This is a genomic window from Polynucleobacter sp. AP-Kaivos-20-H2, from assembly GCF_018882215.1.
In the GTDB taxonomy this organism is placed as follows: domain Bacteria; phylum Pseudomonadota; class Gammaproteobacteria; order Burkholderiales; family Burkholderiaceae; genus Polynucleobacter.
Genome location: NZ_JACVOX010000003.1, coordinates 265,092 through 283,805 on the forward strand (window position 1 = coordinate 265,092; position 18,714 = coordinate 283,805).

Annotated in this window: 12 protein-coding genes; 4 read left to right on the top strand and 8 right to left on the bottom strand. The window is 46.6% G+C overall.

Translation table 11 applies throughout. The features are described from left to right. Nucleotides 1-4: 4 nt before the first annotated feature. Both glcE and ICE89_RS09925 read right to left on the bottom strand, forming a co-directional pair. Complete coding sequence (gene glcE / locus ICE89_RS09920; protein WP_216265776.1) at nucleotides 5-1,150, bottom strand: glycolate oxidase subunit GlcE; 1,146 nt, start codon at nucleotides 1,148-1,150, stop codon at nucleotides 5-7. Then, nucleotides 1,150-2,640, bottom strand: coding sequence for an FAD-linked oxidase C-terminal domain-containing protein (locus tag ICE89_RS09925; protein ID WP_216262948.1), 1,491 nt, complete (start codon nucleotides 2,638-2,640; stop codon nucleotides 1,150-1,152). Before ICE89_RS09925 ends, glcE begins: the two co-directional genes overlap by 1 nt. A gap of 42 nt (nucleotides 2,641-2,682) precedes the next feature. Between ICE89_RS09925 and ICE89_RS09930 the strand changes: the two genes are divergently transcribed. Further along, complete coding sequence (locus ICE89_RS09930; protein WP_216262722.1) at nucleotides 2,683-3,252, top strand: cob(I)yrinic acid a,c-diamide adenosyltransferase; 570 nt, start codon at nucleotides 2,683-2,685, stop codon at nucleotides 3,250-3,252. Between the two features lie 42 nt (nucleotides 3,253-3,294). Here the strand turns inward: ICE89_RS09930 and ICE89_RS09935 are convergent, their stop codons facing one another. Genes ICE89_RS09935 through ICE89_RS09950 form a run of 4 tightly spaced genes read right to left on the bottom strand, consistent with a single transcriptional unit; the run spans nucleotide 3,295 to nucleotide 10,961 of the window. Beyond that, on the bottom strand, nucleotides 3,295-4,419 hold the full coding sequence (locus ICE89_RS09935) for a 3-deoxy-7-phosphoheptulonate synthase (protein WP_216262721.1): 1,125 nt from the start codon (nucleotides 4,417-4,419) through the stop codon (nucleotides 3,295-3,297). A 30-nt stretch (nucleotides 4,420-4,449) separates the two neighbouring features. After that, the gene (gene tldD, locus ICE89_RS09940) at nucleotides 4,450-5,940 is read right to left on the bottom strand and encodes a metalloprotease TldD (RefSeq protein WP_255558800.1); all 1,491 of its coding nucleotides are present in this window, start codon (nucleotides 5,938-5,940) and stop codon (nucleotides 4,450-4,452) included. A gap of 20 nt (nucleotides 5,941-5,960) precedes the next feature. After that, nucleotides 5,961-6,794: a carbon-nitrogen hydrolase family protein gene (locus ICE89_RS09945; protein WP_216265777.1), complete on the bottom strand. Its 834-nt coding sequence runs from the start codon at nucleotides 6,792-6,794 to the stop codon at nucleotides 5,961-5,963. 6 nt (nucleotides 6,795-6,800) lie between these two features. Next, complete coding sequence (locus tag ICE89_RS09950) at nucleotides 6,801-10,961, bottom strand: YhdP family protein (protein ID WP_255558801.1); 4,161 nt, start codon at nucleotides 10,959-10,961, stop codon at nucleotides 6,801-6,803. A gap of 68 nt (nucleotides 10,962-11,029) precedes the next feature. Here ICE89_RS09950 and glnE point away from each other — a divergent pair, with 68 nt between their 5' ends. Beyond that, a complete protein-coding gene (gene glnE / locus ICE89_RS09955) occupies nucleotides 11,030-13,843 on the top strand; it encodes a bifunctional [glutamate--ammonia ligase]-adenylyl-L-tyrosine phosphorylase/[glutamate--ammonia-ligase] adenylyltransferase (RefSeq protein ID WP_216265778.1) in 2,814 nt (937 codons plus the stop codon). Between the two features lie 13 nt (nucleotides 13,844-13,856). Here the strand turns inward: glnE and recN are convergent, their stop codons facing one another. Continuing rightward, nucleotides 13,857-15,527 carry a DNA repair protein RecN gene (gene recN, locus ICE89_RS09960; RefSeq protein WP_216265779.1) on the bottom strand — a complete coding sequence of 557 codons (1,671 nt, stop codon included), beginning with the start codon at nucleotides 15,525-15,527 and terminating at the stop codon, nucleotides 13,857-13,859. Between the two features lie 26 nt (nucleotides 15,528-15,553). Continuing rightward, complete coding sequence (locus ICE89_RS09965; protein WP_216262717.1) at nucleotides 15,554-16,459, bottom strand: NAD kinase; 906 nt, start codon at nucleotides 16,457-16,459, stop codon at nucleotides 15,554-15,556. Between the two features lie 37 nt (nucleotides 16,460-16,496). Between ICE89_RS09965 and hrcA the strand changes: the two genes are divergently transcribed. Together hrcA and hemH are read left to right on the top strand one after the other, a co-directional pair. Further along, nucleotides 16,497-17,507 carry a heat-inducible transcriptional repressor HrcA gene (hrcA, locus tag ICE89_RS09970; RefSeq protein WP_216262716.1) on the top strand — a complete coding sequence of 337 codons (1,011 nt, stop codon included), beginning with the start codon at nucleotides 16,497-16,499 and terminating at the stop codon, nucleotides 17,505-17,507. Between the two features lie 51 nt (nucleotides 17,508-17,558). After that, a complete protein-coding gene (gene hemH / locus ICE89_RS09975) occupies nucleotides 17,559-18,653 on the top strand; it encodes a ferrochelatase (RefSeq protein ID WP_216265780.1) in 1,095 nt (364 codons plus the stop codon). The last annotated feature ends 61 nt before the right edge of the window (nucleotides 18,654-18,714 follow it).

Genomic DNA, 18,714 nt, shown 5'->3' on the forward strand with positions numbered 1-18,714 from the left:
ATACTTATGGAAGACGTTTAGTAGCGAATACACCTGCAGGATCAAAAGCTGATCTTAGGCGCTCTTGCACTGCCTCAAGGGCAAAGGAGTGAGTTTGCTCTGATAACAAAGTAAAGCGCTGATTGCTAGGGTCTACATTGGCACCCTGTCTAAAGCGAGTTGCATGTCCGCCATGGGAATTAGCAACGGCCTTGATGGCTTTAAAGGTAGCCTCATTACCAGGCGCTGTAATCCAACGTTGTTGACCATGCCACTCCAGAGCAATTTCATTTGAGGCGCCACTGATAGTAATTGGCCCACTGGCTGCAGGGAGTGCTAAGCGATAAAGCGTTTGATCGGCACCTAGATTGGCAAATGCAGAAAGTTTTTGCTCACGTAAATCATTCCAAAAATGTTCTGCAGTTTCAGGATTAAGCTCAGTGGCCATAACCAAAGAACTCATTAGGGGAATGGCCGCCTTAACAGCAGCTGCAGCTCCAGCGAGGCGGAAAGTTAACTCTCCATCCCCACCTTTAGCTGAACCAATCCAGCAGCTTGCTGATAAAGGTAGTGGCTGTCCAGCCCATTCATTCAATATTTTGAGGGCTTTTTCTTGGGAGATCTGGCAACGTAAGGTTGTGGTCGCCGCAGGTTTAGGTAAAACCTTGACTGAGGCTTCCAATAAAAGAGCAAGTGTCCCCAAAGAGCCAGGTAATAAACGAGAGACGTCATATCCCGCTACGTTCTTCATGACCTTCCCGCCAAAGGAAAGATCTTGGCCTTTGCCATCAATAATGCGAGCACCCAATACAAAGTCGCGAAAGTTACCAACAGTAATGCGTCCTGGACCAGCAAGCCCAGCAGCAATAGCGCCGCCAAAGGTTGCGTTCTCACCAAAGTGCGGTGGTTCAAAAGCAAGTACTTGATTCTTTTCTTTGAGAGCCGCTTCAATTTCTTTTAGCGGAGTGCCTGCACAAGCGGTAATGACTAATTCTTCTGGCTGGTACTCCAAAATACCGGAGTAAGTACGTGTATCTAGTTTGGTATGGCTATTCGGGTTGCCGTACCAAGATTTAGTACCTCCGCCTTTAATAGAGAGCAGGGTTTTATTCTTTGCTGCATTAAGAATTTGCTCTTGGAATGCATTAATTTGTGGATGGGAGTGACTCATCAAAAGCGCTCCAACTCTGGGTGAGGCAATTGGCCGCCGCTAATACGCATACGACCATATTCTGCGCAGCGACTTAAAGTTGGGATAGCTTTATCTGGGTTGAGCAATTTTTCTGGATCAAAGGCACTCTTCACACCCCAGAAAGATTCACGTTCACCTTCACCAAACTGCACACACATTGAATTAATTTTTTCGATACCAACACCATGCTCACCAGTGATCGTGCCACCGAGTTCTACACAGGCTTCTAATATTTCAGTGCCGAATTCTTCTGCACGATGCCATTCTTCTTGGTCAGCACCATTAAATAAAATCAGGGGATGCATATTGCCGTCACCCGCATGGAATACGTTTAAACATCCAAGGCCGTACTTTTCTTCCATCCCCTGAATGCGCTTGAGGAGCGTAGCAATATGACGGCGAGGGATAGTGCCATCCATGCAATAGTAGTCTGGGGCCAAGCGACCCGCGGCTGGGAAAGCGTTCTTACGACCACTCCAAAACTTTAAGCGTTCACCTTCATCTTTAGAAATCTGAATACCGCTTGCACCAGCTTCTTCAAGCACTTTGGTCATGCGCTCAATTTCTTCGGCTACTTCTTCTGGAGTGCCATCGGATTCGCAGAGCAAAATAGCTGCAGCGTCTAAGTCGTAACCTGCATGCACAAATTCTTCTACGGCGCGAGTGGTAGCTTTGTCCATCATCTCCAAGCCAGCAGGAATAATGCCAGCAGCAATAATGGCAGCAACTGCGTTACCACCTTTTTCGATGTCATCAAAACTCGCCATGATGACGCGAGCCAATTTTGGTTTCGCTACCAGCTTGACTGTAACTTCAGTGACCACTGCGAGCATGCCCTCGCTGCCCATCATGATGGCGAGTAGATCGAGTCCAGGGGCATCTGGTGCTAAGCCCCCAAATTCAACAATCTCACCGTTCATGAGTATTCCGCGCACACGCAGAACGTTATGCAGAGTGAGGCCGTATTTAAGACAGTGCACGCCACCCGAGTTTTCATTGACGTTGCCACCAATCGAACAAGCAATCTGAGAGGAGGGGTCCGGAGCGTAGTACAAGCCAAGATGGGCAACTGCTTCAGAAATAGCAAGATTACGCACGCCAGGCTGAACGACTGCAGTACGGGTAAATGGATCAATGCTGATAATTTTCTTGAGTTTGGCTAATGACAGTACCAATCCCTGAGAAAGAGGCATTGCGCCACCCGAGAGACCGGTTCCTGATCCGCGAGGCACTACGGGGATTTGCATTGAATAGCAAATCTTCAAAATTTGGGCGACCTGCTCTTCGGTTTCTGGCAGAGCTACTGCCAAAGGCATCCGACGGTAGGCGGCTAGACCATCACATTCATAGGGAATGGTGTCTTCTGGCTCCCATAGAAGGGCATGTTCCGGCAGGATTGGGCGCAAGGCCGCAACCAATTTGGACTGAAGGGCGCTAATAGCGGCTAATTCGGGGGGTGGGGTCACCATATTCATAGGAATCATTTTAGCCATTTACCTATAATTAAGCTTATGGGAAATCGACTATCAAAAATCGCCACTAGAACCGGTGATGCAGGGATGACGGGCTTGGGCGACGGAAGTCGTGTAGAGAAGGATCACCTACGGATCTGCGCTATGGGTGATGTCGATGAGCTTAACTCCGAAATCGGGGTTTTGATGACCGAAGACATTCCCGCAACTATTGCCCCTGAACTGCATGAGCTTTTTCTACAGGTCCAGCATGATTTATTCGATTTAGGGGGCGAACTTTGTATCCCTAATTACAAGCTGCTTAAGCCTGAGCATGTAGCACAGCTAGATGTATGGCTCGAAAAATACAACAAACATTTACCCCCGTTGACTGAATTCATTTTGCCGGGCGGTACTCGTGCTGCTGCACAAGCCCATGTTTGCCGCACCGTATGTCGCAGGGCCGAACGTTCGATTGTTCGCTTGGGTTGGGAAGAGCCTTTATATGATTCCCCTCGTCAATATGTCAACCGCCTATCTGATTTACTCTTTGTGCTTGCGCGTATTTTGAATCGTGCGGCTGGTGGGGCAGATGTATTGTGGAAGCACGAAAAAAAAGAGACTAAATAAATTAGTCTCTTTTATCAGTAGAGCTTAAAAAAAACTGCAGTATTACTTTTTCTTGCTTCTACGTTTCTTAACGGCTGTAGCTAAACGCTCTAGCACCTTCACGGAGTCATCCCAGTTGATGCAGGCATCAGTAATACTCTTGCCATATTCCAATTTGTTTGGATCATCTTTTCCTGGCGTAAATTTCTGGGCGCCATCATTTAAATGACTCTCAACCATCACGCCAAAAATCTGGTGTGAGCCAGATTCAATTTGCTGTGCCACATCGTCAGCAACCACAATCTGACGCTCATGCTTCTTGCTTGAATTGGCATGGGATAAATCAACCATCAAACTGGCTGGAAGCTTGGCTGCTTCAAGCTCAGAGCAGGCCGCTTGCACAAACTGAGCCTCGTAGTTTGGCTCTTTACCACCACGCAAAATCACGTGGCAATCCTTATTGCCTTTAGTTTGCACAACGGATACTTGACCATTTTTATGAACGGATAAGAAATGATGTGGACGGCCTGCAGCTTGTATCGCATCGGTAGCAATTTTGATGTTGCCATCAGTGCCGTTCTTAAATCCGATAGGAGCAGACAAGCCAGACGCAAGTTCGCGGTGAACTTGGCTCTCAGTAGTACGCGCACCAATAGCACCCCATGAAATCAGGTCGGCAATATATTGCGGAGAAATCACATCCAAGAATTCGCTACCAGCAGGCATGCCAAGGCGATTAATTTCCATGAGCACTTGGCGCGCAAGGCGCAGACCTTCTTCGATGCGATAGCTTTCATCCAGATACGGGTCGTTAATCAAACCCTTCCAGCCAACTGTAGTGCGTGGCTTTTCAAAATACACGCGCATCACAATTTCTAATTCACCAGCAAAACGCTCACGCTCAGCTAAGAGGCGTTGGCAATATTCCAGCGCTGCTTTTGGATCGTGAATGGAGCATGGTCCGATGATCACGAGTAAGCGATCATCCTTGCCATGAATAATGTCGCGGATCTTTTTGCGAGTTTTGCTAATCAACGCTTCAGTAGGCGTTCCAGAAATTGGAAAGAAGCGAATTAAATGCTCTGGCGGAGGCAGAACAGAAATGTTGTCAATGCGTTGATCGTCAGTATCTGAAGTCTTGTCGACGGCAGAGTACCAATTAGCGGGATTCGTATTTTGTTGGCTCATTTGGCTATTTTAAGCCGTAATTAGCCAATATTAGGCAGTCCCACCCACAGTCAGGCTATCAATCCTCAGGGTAGGCTGCCCAACCCCGACAGGAACACTTTGCCCTTCCTTGCCACAAACCCCGACCCCACCGTCTAATTTCAGGTCATTTCCGATCATAGAAACCTGTTTTAGGGATTCTGGCCCGCTACCAATAATGGTCGCGCCTTTGACGGGATATTGAATTTTGCCGTTCTCAACCCAGTAGGCCTCTGAAGCAGAAAACACAAATTTGCCACTAGTGATATCTACCTGACCACCACCAAAGTTCACTGCGTATAAACCGCGCTTGATGCTGGCAACAATTTCTTGAGGATCATCTTTGCCGGCCAACATATAGGTATTGGTCATCCGCGGCATTGGTAGCGAAGCAAAACTTTCACGCCGACCATTGCCAGTGAGGGGCATATTCATGAGTCGCGCATTCAGACTATCTTGAATGTAGCCCTTCAAAATGCCGTCTTCAATTAAGGTGGTGCATTGAGTGGGAGTACCTTCGTCATCGATATTCAGAGAGCCTCTGCGTCCAGATAAAGTTCCATCATCCACAACGGTGACACCTTTAGCTGCAACACGTTGTCCAATGCGACCAGCAAAAGCAGAAGAACCTTTGCGATTAAAGTCGCCTTCGAGACCATGACCTACTGCTTCATGCAATAGAACGCCAGGCCAGCCTGGGCCCATGACTACTGTCATTGGACCAGCGGGAGCTGGGCGCGATTCCAGATTGACTAGGGCGCCGTCAACAGCTTCATCAACATAGCGATTAATCAAATCAGTATTGAAGTAGAGGTAGTCATGACGTGCGCCACCGCCAGAAGAGCCTGATTCACGTCGACCATTCTGTTCTGCGATGACATGTACAGAAACGCGTACTAGTGGGCGTACATCTGCCGCTAACAAGCCGTCTGCACGCACAACCAATACAACATCAAATTCTCCGGCTAGACTGGCCATAACCTGGATGATCCGTGGGTCACGTGCTTTAGCGCGACGTTCTATGCTTTCCAGGAGTGCGATTTTTTCTTTGGGCTGAAGAGAATCTAAAGGATTGACATCAGAGTAGAGCTTATTGGATATGGGATTAAATAGTTTGCTTGCAACCGCTTGCTTGCCACCTTCGGGCCCAATTACTCGAGTAGCTTTGGCTGCTTTATTTAGTGCTTCTAAATTAATCTCATCTGAATAAGCGAAAGCCGTCTTATCGCCATAGATAGCGCGCACACCAACGCCTTGATCAATATTAAAGCTACCGGATTTAACGATGCCTTCTTCAAGACTCCAGCTTTCACTCCGAGTATGTTGGAAGTAGAGATCTGCATCATCAAGGCGATGAGCAAATAAGTTGCCGAAGGTACTGTGTAAGTCTTGCTCGGATAAGCCGGTTGGTTCGAGCAAAATAGATTTGGCTAGTTTGATGAGGTCTGCTTGCTTTTTGGCTTTAGTCCAATTGGCGGGGAATAGTGCTTCTGGTGCATTCATGTGATTCAGCAAATCTTTCTTTAAAGCTTGCGATGCGCAAGTGCGGGTAACTTAGAGCGTACCTCGTTTAATTTATCTTTGCACAAAACCCCAGAAATAAAGCCTTCTCCCTCAGGGAGGTTGGCTAAGATGCTGCCCCAAGGATCAATCAACATACTGTTGCCCCAAGTACGACGCTGATTTTGATGAATGCCGCCTTGTGCGGAGGCTAATACGTAGCATTGGTTTTCGATAGCGCGAGCACGCAAGAGGATTTCCCAATGGTCCTTGCCGGTTGTATAGGTAAAGGCGGCTGGGATGATATGGCAATCTACCTGTCCAAGAGCGCGATAGAGCTCTGGGAAGCGTAGGTCATAACAAATACTCAAACCAAAGGTCCAATTATTTCCGCCAATTGAAATTTTTAAGAGGCCCGGCGCATTGCCAGCCTCAATCGTTTCCGATTCTTGATAACGCTCAGTTGCTGTTTGAAAACCAAATAAATGAATTTTGTCGTAACGAGAAATTTGCTCGCCGGCAGGATTAAAGACAAGGGTTGTATTCAGTACTTTATTGGAGTCTTTTGCTTCCAGTGGAATAGTGCCTGCCACCAGGAAAATATTATTTTGTTGTGCAATATCCGAAAGTTGCTCTTGGATGGGGCCGCTTCCAAGGCTTTCGCGGGCGCGTACTTTATCGGTGTCCTTGAGACCCATTAAGCAAAAATACTCTGGCAAGACAGCTAGCTGTGCTCCAACTGTTGCTGCGGCGCTGATGAGCCTACTCGCAGTGGATAAGTTCTCCTGCAAATCAGGTGTAGAGACCATCTGAATGGAGGCAATCTTGAGATCTTTGCTATTTGCTGATGGGCTCATGATGATTTAGTTAGCAATTTTATTGGAGTTGCCTGAATTACTTGGGTTACTTTGTGGCCCAGAGTTACTGCTGTTTGGTTTGCTTTGCTCTTTTAACAAGTCTTTACTACGAATAGTATCTAAAGTTTTCGAGTCAATTGGCTGACCCTTTTGATCAAGGGGAATCACCTCTGGATCATCCCAGGAGCCTTGGACCAGATAGTCTGATTGGAGGTTGCGGTTGATTTGGCTTGTAATTAAATACTGCCCAACCAATGCACCCAGACCTACGATGGGATTAATGGCAAAGGCAGCCAATGAGCCTGCTGTTGCATCAATTGTTGGGAATATGGTGACACGTAAATCTTGTGTTTGTTTGGGGATATTGATTTGTCCATTCATGGCAACCCATGCTTGGTCTAAACCCATTGTGAATTGTTTTGTCTGAGCAACTCCAGAGCTAATATCAAAAGAAGCATCAATCGAATTAAATGATGTTCCCTTGGTCACAATATTGCCTAAGCTTCCCTTAAGGTCTAGAGTAGCGAATCTAAATAAACTTTGTAGGCTGAGAACATCGAGTAGTTTGGCGCCGCTGGTATTCACCTCTAACAAGCGACCTTTTTCAAGATTCAAAGTTACCTTACCGGCTAGGGTGTCGAATTGAGGTGTGAAAGGAGTGCCATCCCACTCCACGTTACTGGTCAATTTGCCCTGGCCACCTTCGACTGATTTTTGGCTGGTCCAATGCCCAATAATTTGACCAGCATCCTTAATGTCTAAATCAACATTCACCGTTGTGTGCTCAGCTTGAGTCTGGGTGGCGCCAACCCAGCGCCCAGTCAAAACAGAGCTGCCTTGGGGATTATTGAATTGGATGGAATCCATATTGAGGACGTTGTTATTTGTCCTGGTTTTAATTTTCACCTGACCAAGTTGAGCCTTACTCCAGTTGAAATCATCAATAGCTAAGTCAATACTGGGAATGGAGTCAGGATTAATTGCAGTTTTGACAGGAAGATTTTTTGAGGCTGGCTTTTTGACCTCAATTGGAGCGCTGATTTTATCGGGAAACTTGAGTCGCGCTAAACGCCCACTAATCAAACCACTTGGCTGTGACTTATTGGGTTCTGTGTATTGCAATTGACCAGCGATAGATGGTGAGGTAATACGCATTTGCCAAGCAGCATTTTTATTGCTTGCTGAAAAATTGAGATCCTGCCAATTACGTTCAAAAAAAATTACTTTTTTTACTTGGGCAGCAATTTGAATAGTACTTGGATTGTTTTCTTCTGCTTTAGAGGAGACTTTTTTCTTTTGGCTTTCTAAAAAATCTTGCCATGTATCGATGTTGAGCTCTGCACTTGCAAGATTAAGTTGAAATCCTTGGCTAGGGGACACTGCGCCAGTACCGATTCCTACTGCATGACGAAGAGTGTCATCACTGCCAAGCTCACCTTGAATAAAGTAGGTATTACCAATTTCTCCATCCCACGTAAATCGACTAGAGGCAGAGGGTGATTTCGCAAAGGATTTCAGGGTTAATTGGCCTGACATAGGTGTCCCCATCTGCTTTTTCGCGGGGGCTGGTGCTGAACTAGCCCAATCACGCATATCAATCTTGAGATTGGTTTCGCTATTACCTTTATTGAAGTGAATGGCACCCTCATATCTTGCTACGCCGCTCATTGCTTGCAAAATCGGCGCCACCTGTATCGATGCATCTTTTGCGAAGTAGTCTTTAATAAAGTTGGCGCTAATATCACCCGAGATGTTGTAGCTCTGACTACCTTGATTTGGCGTTGTACTTGAAATCTTAATAGCGCCACCAAGGAAATTAGCGGTGATATCCTCGAATTCAGGGTTGATCTCGGTTATACGAATCTTTCCTTTGAGGTTATCTAGGGGCGGCAAGTTGTCCCACTGGATCCTGTTGCCAGGAAAACTTAATTGAATGTCAGTTTTAGTGTCTCCGTTACCAGATAAGGGAATGCTAAGGGCCATATTGAGGTTCGTGGGACCTGTAATCTTTAGATTCCGCTCAAGCGCAATCTGCTTTTTACCAACAGGTGAGGCAAATAGATATTCAAGTAGTTGTGGGGCGTCACCTTGAGCTTCACCACTCACCGTAAGAAGTAATTGCTTTGCGCTAACACTGGGAATTTCTGCATGAAATTTGCTTAGTGCAACTTGTTTGTAGTTTGCTTGATCGATATCTACCGTAAAGTTAGCATTCTGCATATTGATCATGCCGTTTACTTTATTGAATGCGGGCCAAATACCTTGCGCGGGAGATGAGCTTGGTACTGGGCTGAAAGTAGCGTCAATCACTGGAAGTTCGAGGCTAAATTCAACGGCACTCGATTTGGGAAAGGGCACTTCATTGGGATCACCTTTAATATGCAAGCTACCATTTTTGATGATGCCTGCATCAAAGGCTTTACTTAAATAGGATTTGGCATCGCTACCCATGCCAACGGGCAAATAACGATAGGCGGTTTTGAGATCAGCCTGAGCAAAATTCATGTCCAGGTTCATGAAGTCAGGATTTTTGCCTTCACCAATGATGTAATTGAGATTGAGTGTGGTTGAAATCTCCGAATTACTAAGTGCTAACTGCTTTGCATTAACGACCCAATTCCCTTTTTGTTTTGCCCAAGAAATTTGACCATTAGCTTGATCAAGCTTGATTTTCGGATCAACCAATAGATCGTTAACTTCGAGCTCTAGATCGGTTGATTTAATCGATAAGCTGCCCTTGTTTTGGTCGGCAGAAAGGAAGCCAGATAGTTTGGATACTGAAGGCATAGCTTTATTGATGCCAACAAAGCTGAGGTCGATGAGTTTTCCGCTCACAGTAAAGTCTACTTTGTTCGACTTGAACCATCCGCCGGGAATATTGAGGGCAGATAAGGGTGATTTACTTTCAGACCAATTGATATCGAGATCTTGTAACTCACCATCAGCTTGTGAGGCTTTAATCCACTGATGAACTTTTTTAGATAGTGGTAGGTTAAGGGCAAATAAGGCAACATCCTCAACCGAAATCTTTGGCGATGAAAAACCAAACTCTTTAATTTCCCCGTCTCCTGCTGGCGGTCTCCAGCGGAAAGTCATTGGACTTAAATTCTCGAGGGGGGTAGATGCTGGACTCTCAGTATCACGCCAGGCAAATGTCTTAGTAGTGACCGCTATCAGTCCATTATCAGTTTCTTGAACCAGGTTAGTTTCTAACCTTCCAAGAGCAATGGCATCTTCACCTTTAGATAGTTGGATAGTTAAACGATCGGCAGCAAGATAAATTTCTCCACCATCAGGTTTGCCGTTGTCAATTTTTAATTTTCCATTGGAGTTCACCACTCCCTCAAGCGTATTGAGCGAGAGAGCAAATTCATTTGCTATTTGAGTGAGCTGGAGTTCATTTACATTCCAGGAGACGGTCCCAATCCAATCGCGCCAATTACCTGCTTGACCGCCGATATGGTGCACAAGATCAATATCAAGCGAGACTGGCCCTTTAGTCCAGGGCGTAATAACACTCAGCGAGCCTTGATGACTACGAATGCCATTGCTAAGAGAAAGGTTTTGAATATCTATTGAAGTAATAGCTTTCTTTTTGAGTTGATCATCCCAAAATAATTTGACATTGCTGACACGAATCTCATTTTGAGCAAAGAGCCAATTCTCAGTAGAGTAGTCATTAGATTTTCCATCGATGGGGATGCCGGCAACACTAATTACGCCTTTGCCATTACGTTGCCCATAAATTTCAGCGCCCTCGATATTGAGCTCATGAAAGAATGGGGCTAGATGATAAAAAGTTGCCCAGCTGAGTTGCCCATTAATTTTCTGAATGAGTAAGAGCGGTTTTGCTTTATCAGGTGCGTTGAAGCGCAAACCTTCAATTTCAAAATTAGGTCTAATACCCGTCCATGAAACTTGTAGAGAGTTCATAGATACATCGGCACCAATGCGAGCACTAATGAGTCTTTCAACCGAGGCTTTAGATTTCTCAATTTGCGGCCAAAGAACAAACCGCACGCCCACATGCACCAGCACACAAAGAGCCAAAACAATGCCTGTCAAGATGAGGGCACGCTTACGCCAAGCCCCGTTCGAACCTTGAGGACGTTTAGCAAGCACGCTCTTGAGGCGAGGCGGGATGATGTTTTGCAGCATGTCTTCCATTATCCTTCAGCCCTAGCCTGATCGACAAGCTTCTGGCTTGGGTCTTGGGGTCGGATTAAGATGGGGGAATGGATGATTTTTCCCGGCAAATCGATTTTTTAGAGCAACACTCGACTTATGCGCGACGTTGGCTAACTGCTCACTCTGGGTGGCTTGAGTGGCTCCGTATTCAAGGGCAGAAACAAGTCGATATACAGGGCATCAAAGCTTTGCTAAAAGACTGTGGTGTCGATGAACGGGCTGATGCGCAAGACGAGGCCCTCTGGATGGCCAATTTGCGCTTGGCAAGACAGCGTTTGATGCTCTGGGTTGGATTCCGAGATTTAAATGGCATGGCCGCCTTGCAAGAGGTGACTGAGGCGCTGAGCCATTTTGCTGAATTAGCAGTTTCCGCATCCATTGCCTTTATTCGGGAAGACCTCAAAACCCGTTTCGGCTTGCCTTGGAGTAACGCAACGCAATCAGAGATGCCGCTCATGGTTGTCGGCATGGGTAAATTGGGCGGCCTTGAACTCAATCTGTCATCAGATATCGATTTGATTTTTCTCTATGAGCATGAGGGTGAAACTACGGGTGGGCCTAAGAGTTTATCCAACCAGGAATGGTTCACGAGAATGGGCAAACGCTTAATCAAGCTGCTTGCTGAGCACGACGCCAATGGGTTTGTTTTTAGGGTGGATATGCGCCTTCGTCCCAATGGAGATTCAGGACCCCTGGTATGTAGTTTGGATATGCTGGAAGAATATCTATTGGTTCAGGGGCGAGAGTGGGAGCGCTATGCCTGGATTAAAGGCAGATTAATCGCGCCTCTACCGGGAGCCCCTGATTTTTCTCGCTGCCAAAGAGAGCTTGACCAACTAATTCGGCCCTTTGTTTATCGTCGACATTTAGATTACGGTGTGATTGCCTCTATTCGGGATTTGCATGCACAAATTCAGGCAGAAGCAGAAAAACGTTCTTCGGGTCATCAAGGGCGTTCACGCGATATTAAGTTGGGGCGTGGCGGTATTCGAGAGATAGAGTTTTTAGCGCAAATGTTTCAACTCATGCGGGGCGGTACAGATCCTCGCTTTAGAGTCCGCCCAAGCTTGGAGGTCTTAGATCTCATTAAACAATGTGGCATCTTGCCCGCCGTTGAAGTAGATGCTTTACAGGAGGCCTATGTTTTCTTGAGACGCTTAGAGCACCGTATTCAGGTATGGGATGACCAGCAAACCCACTACCTGCCTGATGATGCTGAGGTACGGTCACGTTTGGCGATTTCTATGCAAGGTCAAGAAGCACAAGTAAATACTTTTATGACCGAACTAGAGCGGCATCAAAATCAGGTTGCCCAGCTTTTTGAAAAAGCATTTTTACTGGATGATGGCTCTCGTCTTGAGATTGCACCCTTAGCTCAGGACTGGGCGCCTGATCCAATATTTTTCCCTGATTCTTATATTCGTTGGCAGTCGTGGATTGATAGCCCAAAACAAAAATTATTGCCGAGAAAAAGTCGTTTAATTTTCGATAACTTGATGTGCAAAGCGGCAGAGAGTTTGCAGATTGAAGCTGCCACCTCGGCACATGCTGACCAAACACTGTTGCGTTTGTTTGATTTGCTTGAGGCAATTGCAAGGCGTAGTGCCTATCTTTCTATTTTGGCCGAGTATCCGAGGGCATTATCTAATGTGCTTGACTTACTCAAGGCATCACAATGGGGTGCGCAATATCTAACGCGTCATCCCCATTTACTGGATCACTTATTGAACTCTCAAACCGAGAGGGCTTTAATCGAGGAACCAGAAAGATATTGGACCGAGGTGCGAGCCAATCTCAATATGCGGCTCGATGATGTTATGGCCGATGGCGATGGCTCTGAGCAGGCGATGGATATCCTACGGGTCACCCACCATAACGAAACCTTCATCACGCTATTGACTGATCTGGGTATTGGCTTCCAACAAGCTCTGCCGGTGGAGCGGGTTAGTGACCACCTATCTGCTTTAGCGGATTTAATTTTGCAGACGACATTTGAGCGGGTTTGGCCTAGTGTTGCTCAAAAGTTTGATTTACCTCTTGAGGCTAGCCCTCCATTTGCAATTATTTCTTATGGCAAATTGGGGGGCAAAGAATTGGGCTACGCCTCTGATTTAGACATTATTTTTTTGTATCAAGCGGAGGACTCAGACTATGCCGCTCAAGAAGTTTATTCCTTGCTAGCAAAGCGCATGATTAATTGGTTAACTGCATTTACCTCTACTGGTAGCTTATTTGAAATCGATACGCGTCTTCGTCCTAATGGCTCTGCTGGATTCTTAGTAACGAATGCGGATGCCTTTAAAAAATACCAACTTCGAGAAGGTGATAATGCGGCTTGGATCTGGGAGCATCAGGCCCTTACGCGAGCTCGTTGCTCGGCCGGTAATCCGGGCGTGGGCAAATTTTTTGACTCAGTTCGTTCCGAGGTATTAAGTCAGAAAAGAAATATTGACCAGCTCAGGACAGAAATTTTAGAAATGCGCCGCAAGGTGCATGCAGGTCATCCCAATACCAAGGCCGATTTTGACTTAAAGCATGATCCTGGCGGCATGGTCGATATTGAATTTATTGTGCAGTTCCTGGTCTTGGCTTATGCCCATCAGCATAAGCAACTCATTGGTAATCTAGGCAATATTGCTTTGTTGCGAATTGCTGGTGATGTGGGCTTAATTACCCAAGAGGCTGCACTCACTGTTGGCAATGCGTATCGATTGCTGAGGGCCCGTCAACATCATTTGCGTTTGGATGGGGCCGAAAAGACCCAGATCAATCTAGAAAATGAGCTTGAGCTCATTGCGGCAAGAGATGCAGTTCAAGCGCTTTGGCTGGAGATTTTTAAAGCACCCTCAAGCATTGGCTAGAAGTAATGCAGCTTTAATTTTGCTCTAGCAGCTCACGGGCATGACGACGAGTGGTGTCGGTAATGGTGGCGCCACCAAGCATGCGGGCTACTTCTTCCACCCGTTCAGCCCTACCCAAAATCTGTACTTGTGATACCGTCTTTTCACCGTTTTGAGATTTGCTCACTTTGAGGTGATGATTGCCTTGAGCTGCTACCTGTGGCAAATGGGTTACACATAAGATCTGATGAGATTGACCCAATTGGTGCAATAGCTTGCCTACTGTTTCAGCAACAGCGCCACCAATACCTGCATCTACTTCATCAAATATGAGTGTAGGGGTGAATGAGGCTTTACTTGTAATAACGCTGATTGCTAGGCTAATGCGGGCCAGCTCTCCACCTGAGGCTACCTTAGCAAGTGAGCGAGGAGTGCTACCAGCATGACCGGCTACTAAAAATTCAATTTGCTCAAGACCTTGGGATCCGCCCTCGCTAAGGGGTGCCAAAGCAATCTCTAGGCGCCCACCTGCCATTGATAAATCTTGCATGGCATTGGTCACTAAATCGCCTAACTCTTTGGCGGCCTTGCTGCGTTTTTGTGAAAGCTGTTTTGCCAGCTTTAGGTAAACAGCTTCTTCTTGTTTGACTTGATCTCGGAGTGCTTCAATATTTTGGGATGCGGTTAAAGCATACAGGCGCTCTGATGTCTCCAGAAGAAGTTTTGGTAGTTCGTCAACCTCTGCGCGGTATTTGCGAGCCGTACTATGCAATGCTTGCATCCGCTCTTCAACTTCAGAAAGTCGAACGGGATCTAAGTCAATCTTTTGCAGGTAACGATTGAGACCATGAATGGCTTCATCTAACTGAATGCTGGCTGACTCTAGTGCTTGATTGATCTCCCCTAAGGCTGGGTCATGCTCCGCGAGGGTGCCTACACTGGTGCATACTTTCGACAAAGTAGATTCCAGGGAGTTATCGGCATCGCTCAACACTTCAATTGCTTCTTGGCAACCACCAATTAACTTTGCACCATTTGCTAAGCGGGCGTGCTCACTTTGAATATTGGCCCATTCACCTTCTTGCGGGGAGAGCTCGGTGAGTTCTTCCAGTTGCCACTCAAGGCGCTCACGCTCGCGTTCAACGTCTTGACCTGCATTTTCTGCTTGCTCAAGACGGCGACGAAAATTGGCCAGTGTTTTAAAGGTTTGGGCTACCTCTGCAGAGAGTGGCAGCAAGCCAGCGTGGCGATCGAGAAGTTCGCGTTGAGCACCACCCTTTAATAAGAGTTGGTGGGCATGTTGCCCGTGAATATCCACTAGCTGATCACCGGCTTCACGCAATTGCGCTAGCGTCGCAACGCTGCCATTAATAAAGGCACGACTGCGTCCATTACTTTCTACGGTTCTTTTGAGTAATAAGCTTTGGCCTTCATCCTCAATGGGGAATCCTTGCTCATCAAGCCACTGACTAAACGATTGCACTAACTCTGGCTCAATCCGAAAGAGTGATGAGATTTCTGCGCGGTTACTGCCTTCACGAATTTGGCTACTATCAGCACGCTCACCCAGCACTAAGCCAAGGGCGTCTAGCAGAATTGATTTACCTGCACCGGTCTCGCCGGTGAGCACAGTAAACCCGCTTGAGAAATCTAACTCTAGCTGATCAACAATGACAAAGTCACGGAGTGAGATGGTTTGAAGCATGTATTAGCGTAGCAAAAAACTCGACATCAGAAAGTCGATGGGTATTCATTCCAGTGCAATTTCTCACGCAAAGTTTTGTAGTCGCTGTGATTGCTGGGGTGTAATAGATCAATAGTTTTATCGGATTGACGCACTTCAACCTTGTCACCGCTTTGTAGATTGGTTTGTGATTGCATGTCGAAATTGACGATGACTTCAAGTCCATTTACTACCTCAATCACAGTAACGCTATCTTGCGGCAAAACAATAGGTCGATTGGAGAGAGAGTGTGGCGCAATTGGGGCAAGTAATATCCCTGCCACATGCGGATGCAAAATAGGTCCGCCAGCTGAGAGTGCATAAGCTGTTGAGCCAGTAGGTGTTGATACGATCAGACCATCGGAGCGTTGGTTGTACATAAAGGAGCCATTGACATGCACTGCCAACTCCACCATTCCCGAAATTCCAGAGCGGTTCACAACAACATCATTGAGCGCTAACGCGCGATTAATTTCTTTGCCATCACGAAGAACTACGGCATCGAGCAATGTGCGCGTATCGGCTTCGTATTCCCCGGAAATAATTTTGGGTAGCGTGGTCTGAACTGACTGAATTGGAATATCAGTCATATAACCAAGACGACCCATATTGATTCCAACGAGCGGAACATTGCTACCTGCTAATTGACGTGCAATGCCTAGCATGGTGCCATCGCCTCCCAAAACGACAACAAGGTCAATTGCTCCAGCAAAGTCTTTCGCAGTTTTTGTGGGGTAGGTGTTCAAACCAAGGTGAGTGGCTGTCTCAGACTCAATAAAGACCTCACAACCCAATCCTGAGACCACTTTGGCTAGGTCTTTTAGGTGCTCCTCAATGCCATCAGCATGAAATTTACCGACAAGCGCAACCCGGCTAAATGCCTTTTTGCTGGAATTTGGGGATGGGCTTAACATATAACGATTAAACCATAGGCATAAAATCCCTTCCACCATGGATGAACGTTCCCGCGCCTTACTAAAAACTCTCATCGAGCGCTATATCGAGGAGGGTCAGCCTATTGGCTCGCGCACACTATCTAGATTCTCGGGTTTGGACCTCTCCGCAGCCACTATTCGTAACGTGATGGCGGATTTGGAGGATATGGGGCTTGTCACTAGCCCCCACACTTCAGCTGGCCGTATTCCAACCCCCCAGGGCTACCGCCTCTTTGTAGACACTATGGTCACCGTTCGCCCCCTAGAGGCGATGGCTGCTCGAGAGGTTGAAAAAGGCCTTTTGCCGGATTCTCCACAAAGGGTCCTGAACTCAGCAGCGCAGATTTTGTCCAACTTGACCCATTTTGCTGGTGTTGTCATGACACCCAAACGAGCCCAGGTTTTTAAACATATTGAGTTCTTGCGCTTGGGTGAAGGCAAGATTTTGCTCATCATGGTTACGCCAGAGGGTGATGTACAAAATCGTATATTGCCAACCACTCAGGATTACACGCCTAGCCAACTTATTGAAGCTGGTAACTTTATCAACACCCAGTTTGCTGGAAAAAGTTTTGATCAAGTGCGCATGCATCTGAAATCGGACCTAGATAATTTACGTACAGATATTGCTGGATTAATGGCTTTGGCCTTGCAAACCGGCGTTGCTGATTACGACATGGGGCGAGGCGACATGGTTTTGTCTGGTGAGCGCCGCCTACTAAATGTTGGGGATTTAAGTTCCAACCTCGATAAATTACGCAAGATGTTTGACATGTTGGAGCAAAAATCGGTACTCATGCAATTGCTCGACGTATCAAGTCATGCGGATGGTATTCAAATATTTATTGGCGGTGAAAGTGATTTATTACCTTATGAGGACCTCGCTGTGATCAGCGCCCCATATAGCGTAGACGGTCAAATAGTGGGAACGCTTGGGGTGATTGGGCCAACGCGGATGGCGTATGACCGAGTGATTCCGATTGTGGATATCACCTCAAAATTACTATCGGGCGCCTTAAGCTCCTGAGTGCAAGTCTAACTTTTTATATTTAAAACTCATTACCAGAGACAGAACATTTTGAATCCGAATCCGCATTTACGTGCTTCCAAAACCGCAGTGTTGCTTTTGAACTTGGGGACACCATCTGCCCCGACATCTAAAGCGGTGCGCGCCTATTTAAAAGAATTTCTTTCGGATCCACGTGTAGTAGAAATTCCGCGCATTATTTGGTGGTGCATTTTGAATGGCATTATTTTGCCAATTCGTAGTAGTGCTTCTGCGAAAAAATACGCCTCTATTTGGCTGCCAAAGTTAGGCTCTCCTTTAATGCACTACTCACGCTTGCAGGCGAAAGAATTGGGAGAAAAATTTGCTGATGAGGGCCATACAGTTTTAGTGGATTTAGCAATGCGCTATGGCCAGCCTTCGACGCAGGCGACCCTTGAAAGCCTTAAGGCGCAAGGTATGGAGCGCTTATTGCTATTGCCTTTGTATCCCCAATACTCCGCCACAACCACGGCGTCCAGCTTTGATGAAGCTTTTCGCGTTCTCAGCACTTGGCGCGACCAACCTGAACTGCGTTTGGTCAAGCACTATCACGACAACCCCGCTTACATTTCCGCATTGCGTGATCAGGTGCTATCGAGCTGGGATAAAGATGGGCGCCCTGATTTTGCAAGAGGCGATCGCTTAGTAATGTCTTTTCATGGTTTGCCAAAGCGTAATTTAATGAAGGGTGATCCCTATCATTGCGAGTGTCTGAAAACGGGTCGCTTGCTGGGTGAGTCTCTGGGTTTAGAGCCTGGACAATATATTGTGACCTTCCAGTCCCGCTTTGGTAAGGCGGAATGGTTAAAGCCCTATACAGCGCCAACCATTGAAAAGTTAGCTAAAGAAGGTTGTCAGCGCATCGATATTTTTTGCCCAGGATTTCCGGCGGATTGCTTGGAGACCTTAGAAGAGATTGCCATGGAAGCCCGCGAAATCTTCCTAGAGCATGGCGGTAAAGACTATCGCTATATTCCCTGCCTGAACAGCAGCCCCAAGTGGATAGAGGCTCTGAGTGATATTGCTCATCATCATCTTCAAGGCTGGTCTTTGGGTGTGGAGTCTGATGCTGAATTAGCGAAGCGCAATGAAAGGGCTGAGCTGGCTGAAAGAATGAAGTCTTGAAATTGCAACAATCAGCCCCATATTGCAAAGTAATAGCCATCTTTATAGAAAAGTAAAATAG

Bases quoted from the DNA above. Each gene is read 5' to 3' on its own strand.
- glcE (WP_216265776.1), bottom strand. From the start codon at position 1,150: ATGAGTCACTCCCATCCACAAATTAATGCATTCCAAGAGCAAATTCTT.
- ICE89_RS09925 (WP_216262948.1), bottom strand. From the start codon at position 2,640: ATGGTGACCCCACCCCCCGAATTAGCCGCTATTAGCGCCCTTCAGTCC.
- ICE89_RS09930 (WP_216262722.1), top strand. From the start codon at position 2,683: ATGGGAAATCGACTATCAAAAATCGCCACTAGAACCGGTGATGCAGGG.
- ICE89_RS09935 (WP_216262721.1), bottom strand. From the start codon at position 4,419: ATGAGCCAACAAAATACGAATCCCGCTAATTGGTACTCTGCCGTCGAC.
- tldD (WP_255558800.1), bottom strand. From the start codon at position 5,940: ATGAATGCACCAGAAGCACTATTCCCCGCCAATTGGACTAAAGCCAAA.
- ICE89_RS09945 (WP_216265777.1), bottom strand. From the start codon at position 6,794: ATGAGCCCATCAGCAAATAGCAAAGATCTCAAGATTGCCTCCATTCAG.
- ICE89_RS09950 (WP_255558801.1), bottom strand. From the start codon at position 10,961: ATGGAAGACATGCTGCAAAACATCATCCCGCCTCGCCTCAAGAGCGTG.
- glnE (WP_216265778.1), top strand. From the start codon at position 11,030: ATGGATGATTTTTCCCGGCAAATCGATTTTTTAGAGCAACACTCGACT.
- recN (WP_216265779.1), bottom strand. From the start codon at position 15,527: ATGCTTCAAACCATCTCACTCCGTGACTTTGTCATTGTTGATCAGCTA.
- ICE89_RS09965 (WP_216262717.1), bottom strand. From the start codon at position 16,459: ATGTTAAGCCCATCCCCAAATTCCAGCAAAAAGGCATTTAGCCGGGTT.
- hrcA (WP_216262716.1), top strand. From the start codon at position 16,497: ATGGATGAACGTTCCCGCGCCTTACTAAAAACTCTCATCGAGCGCTAT.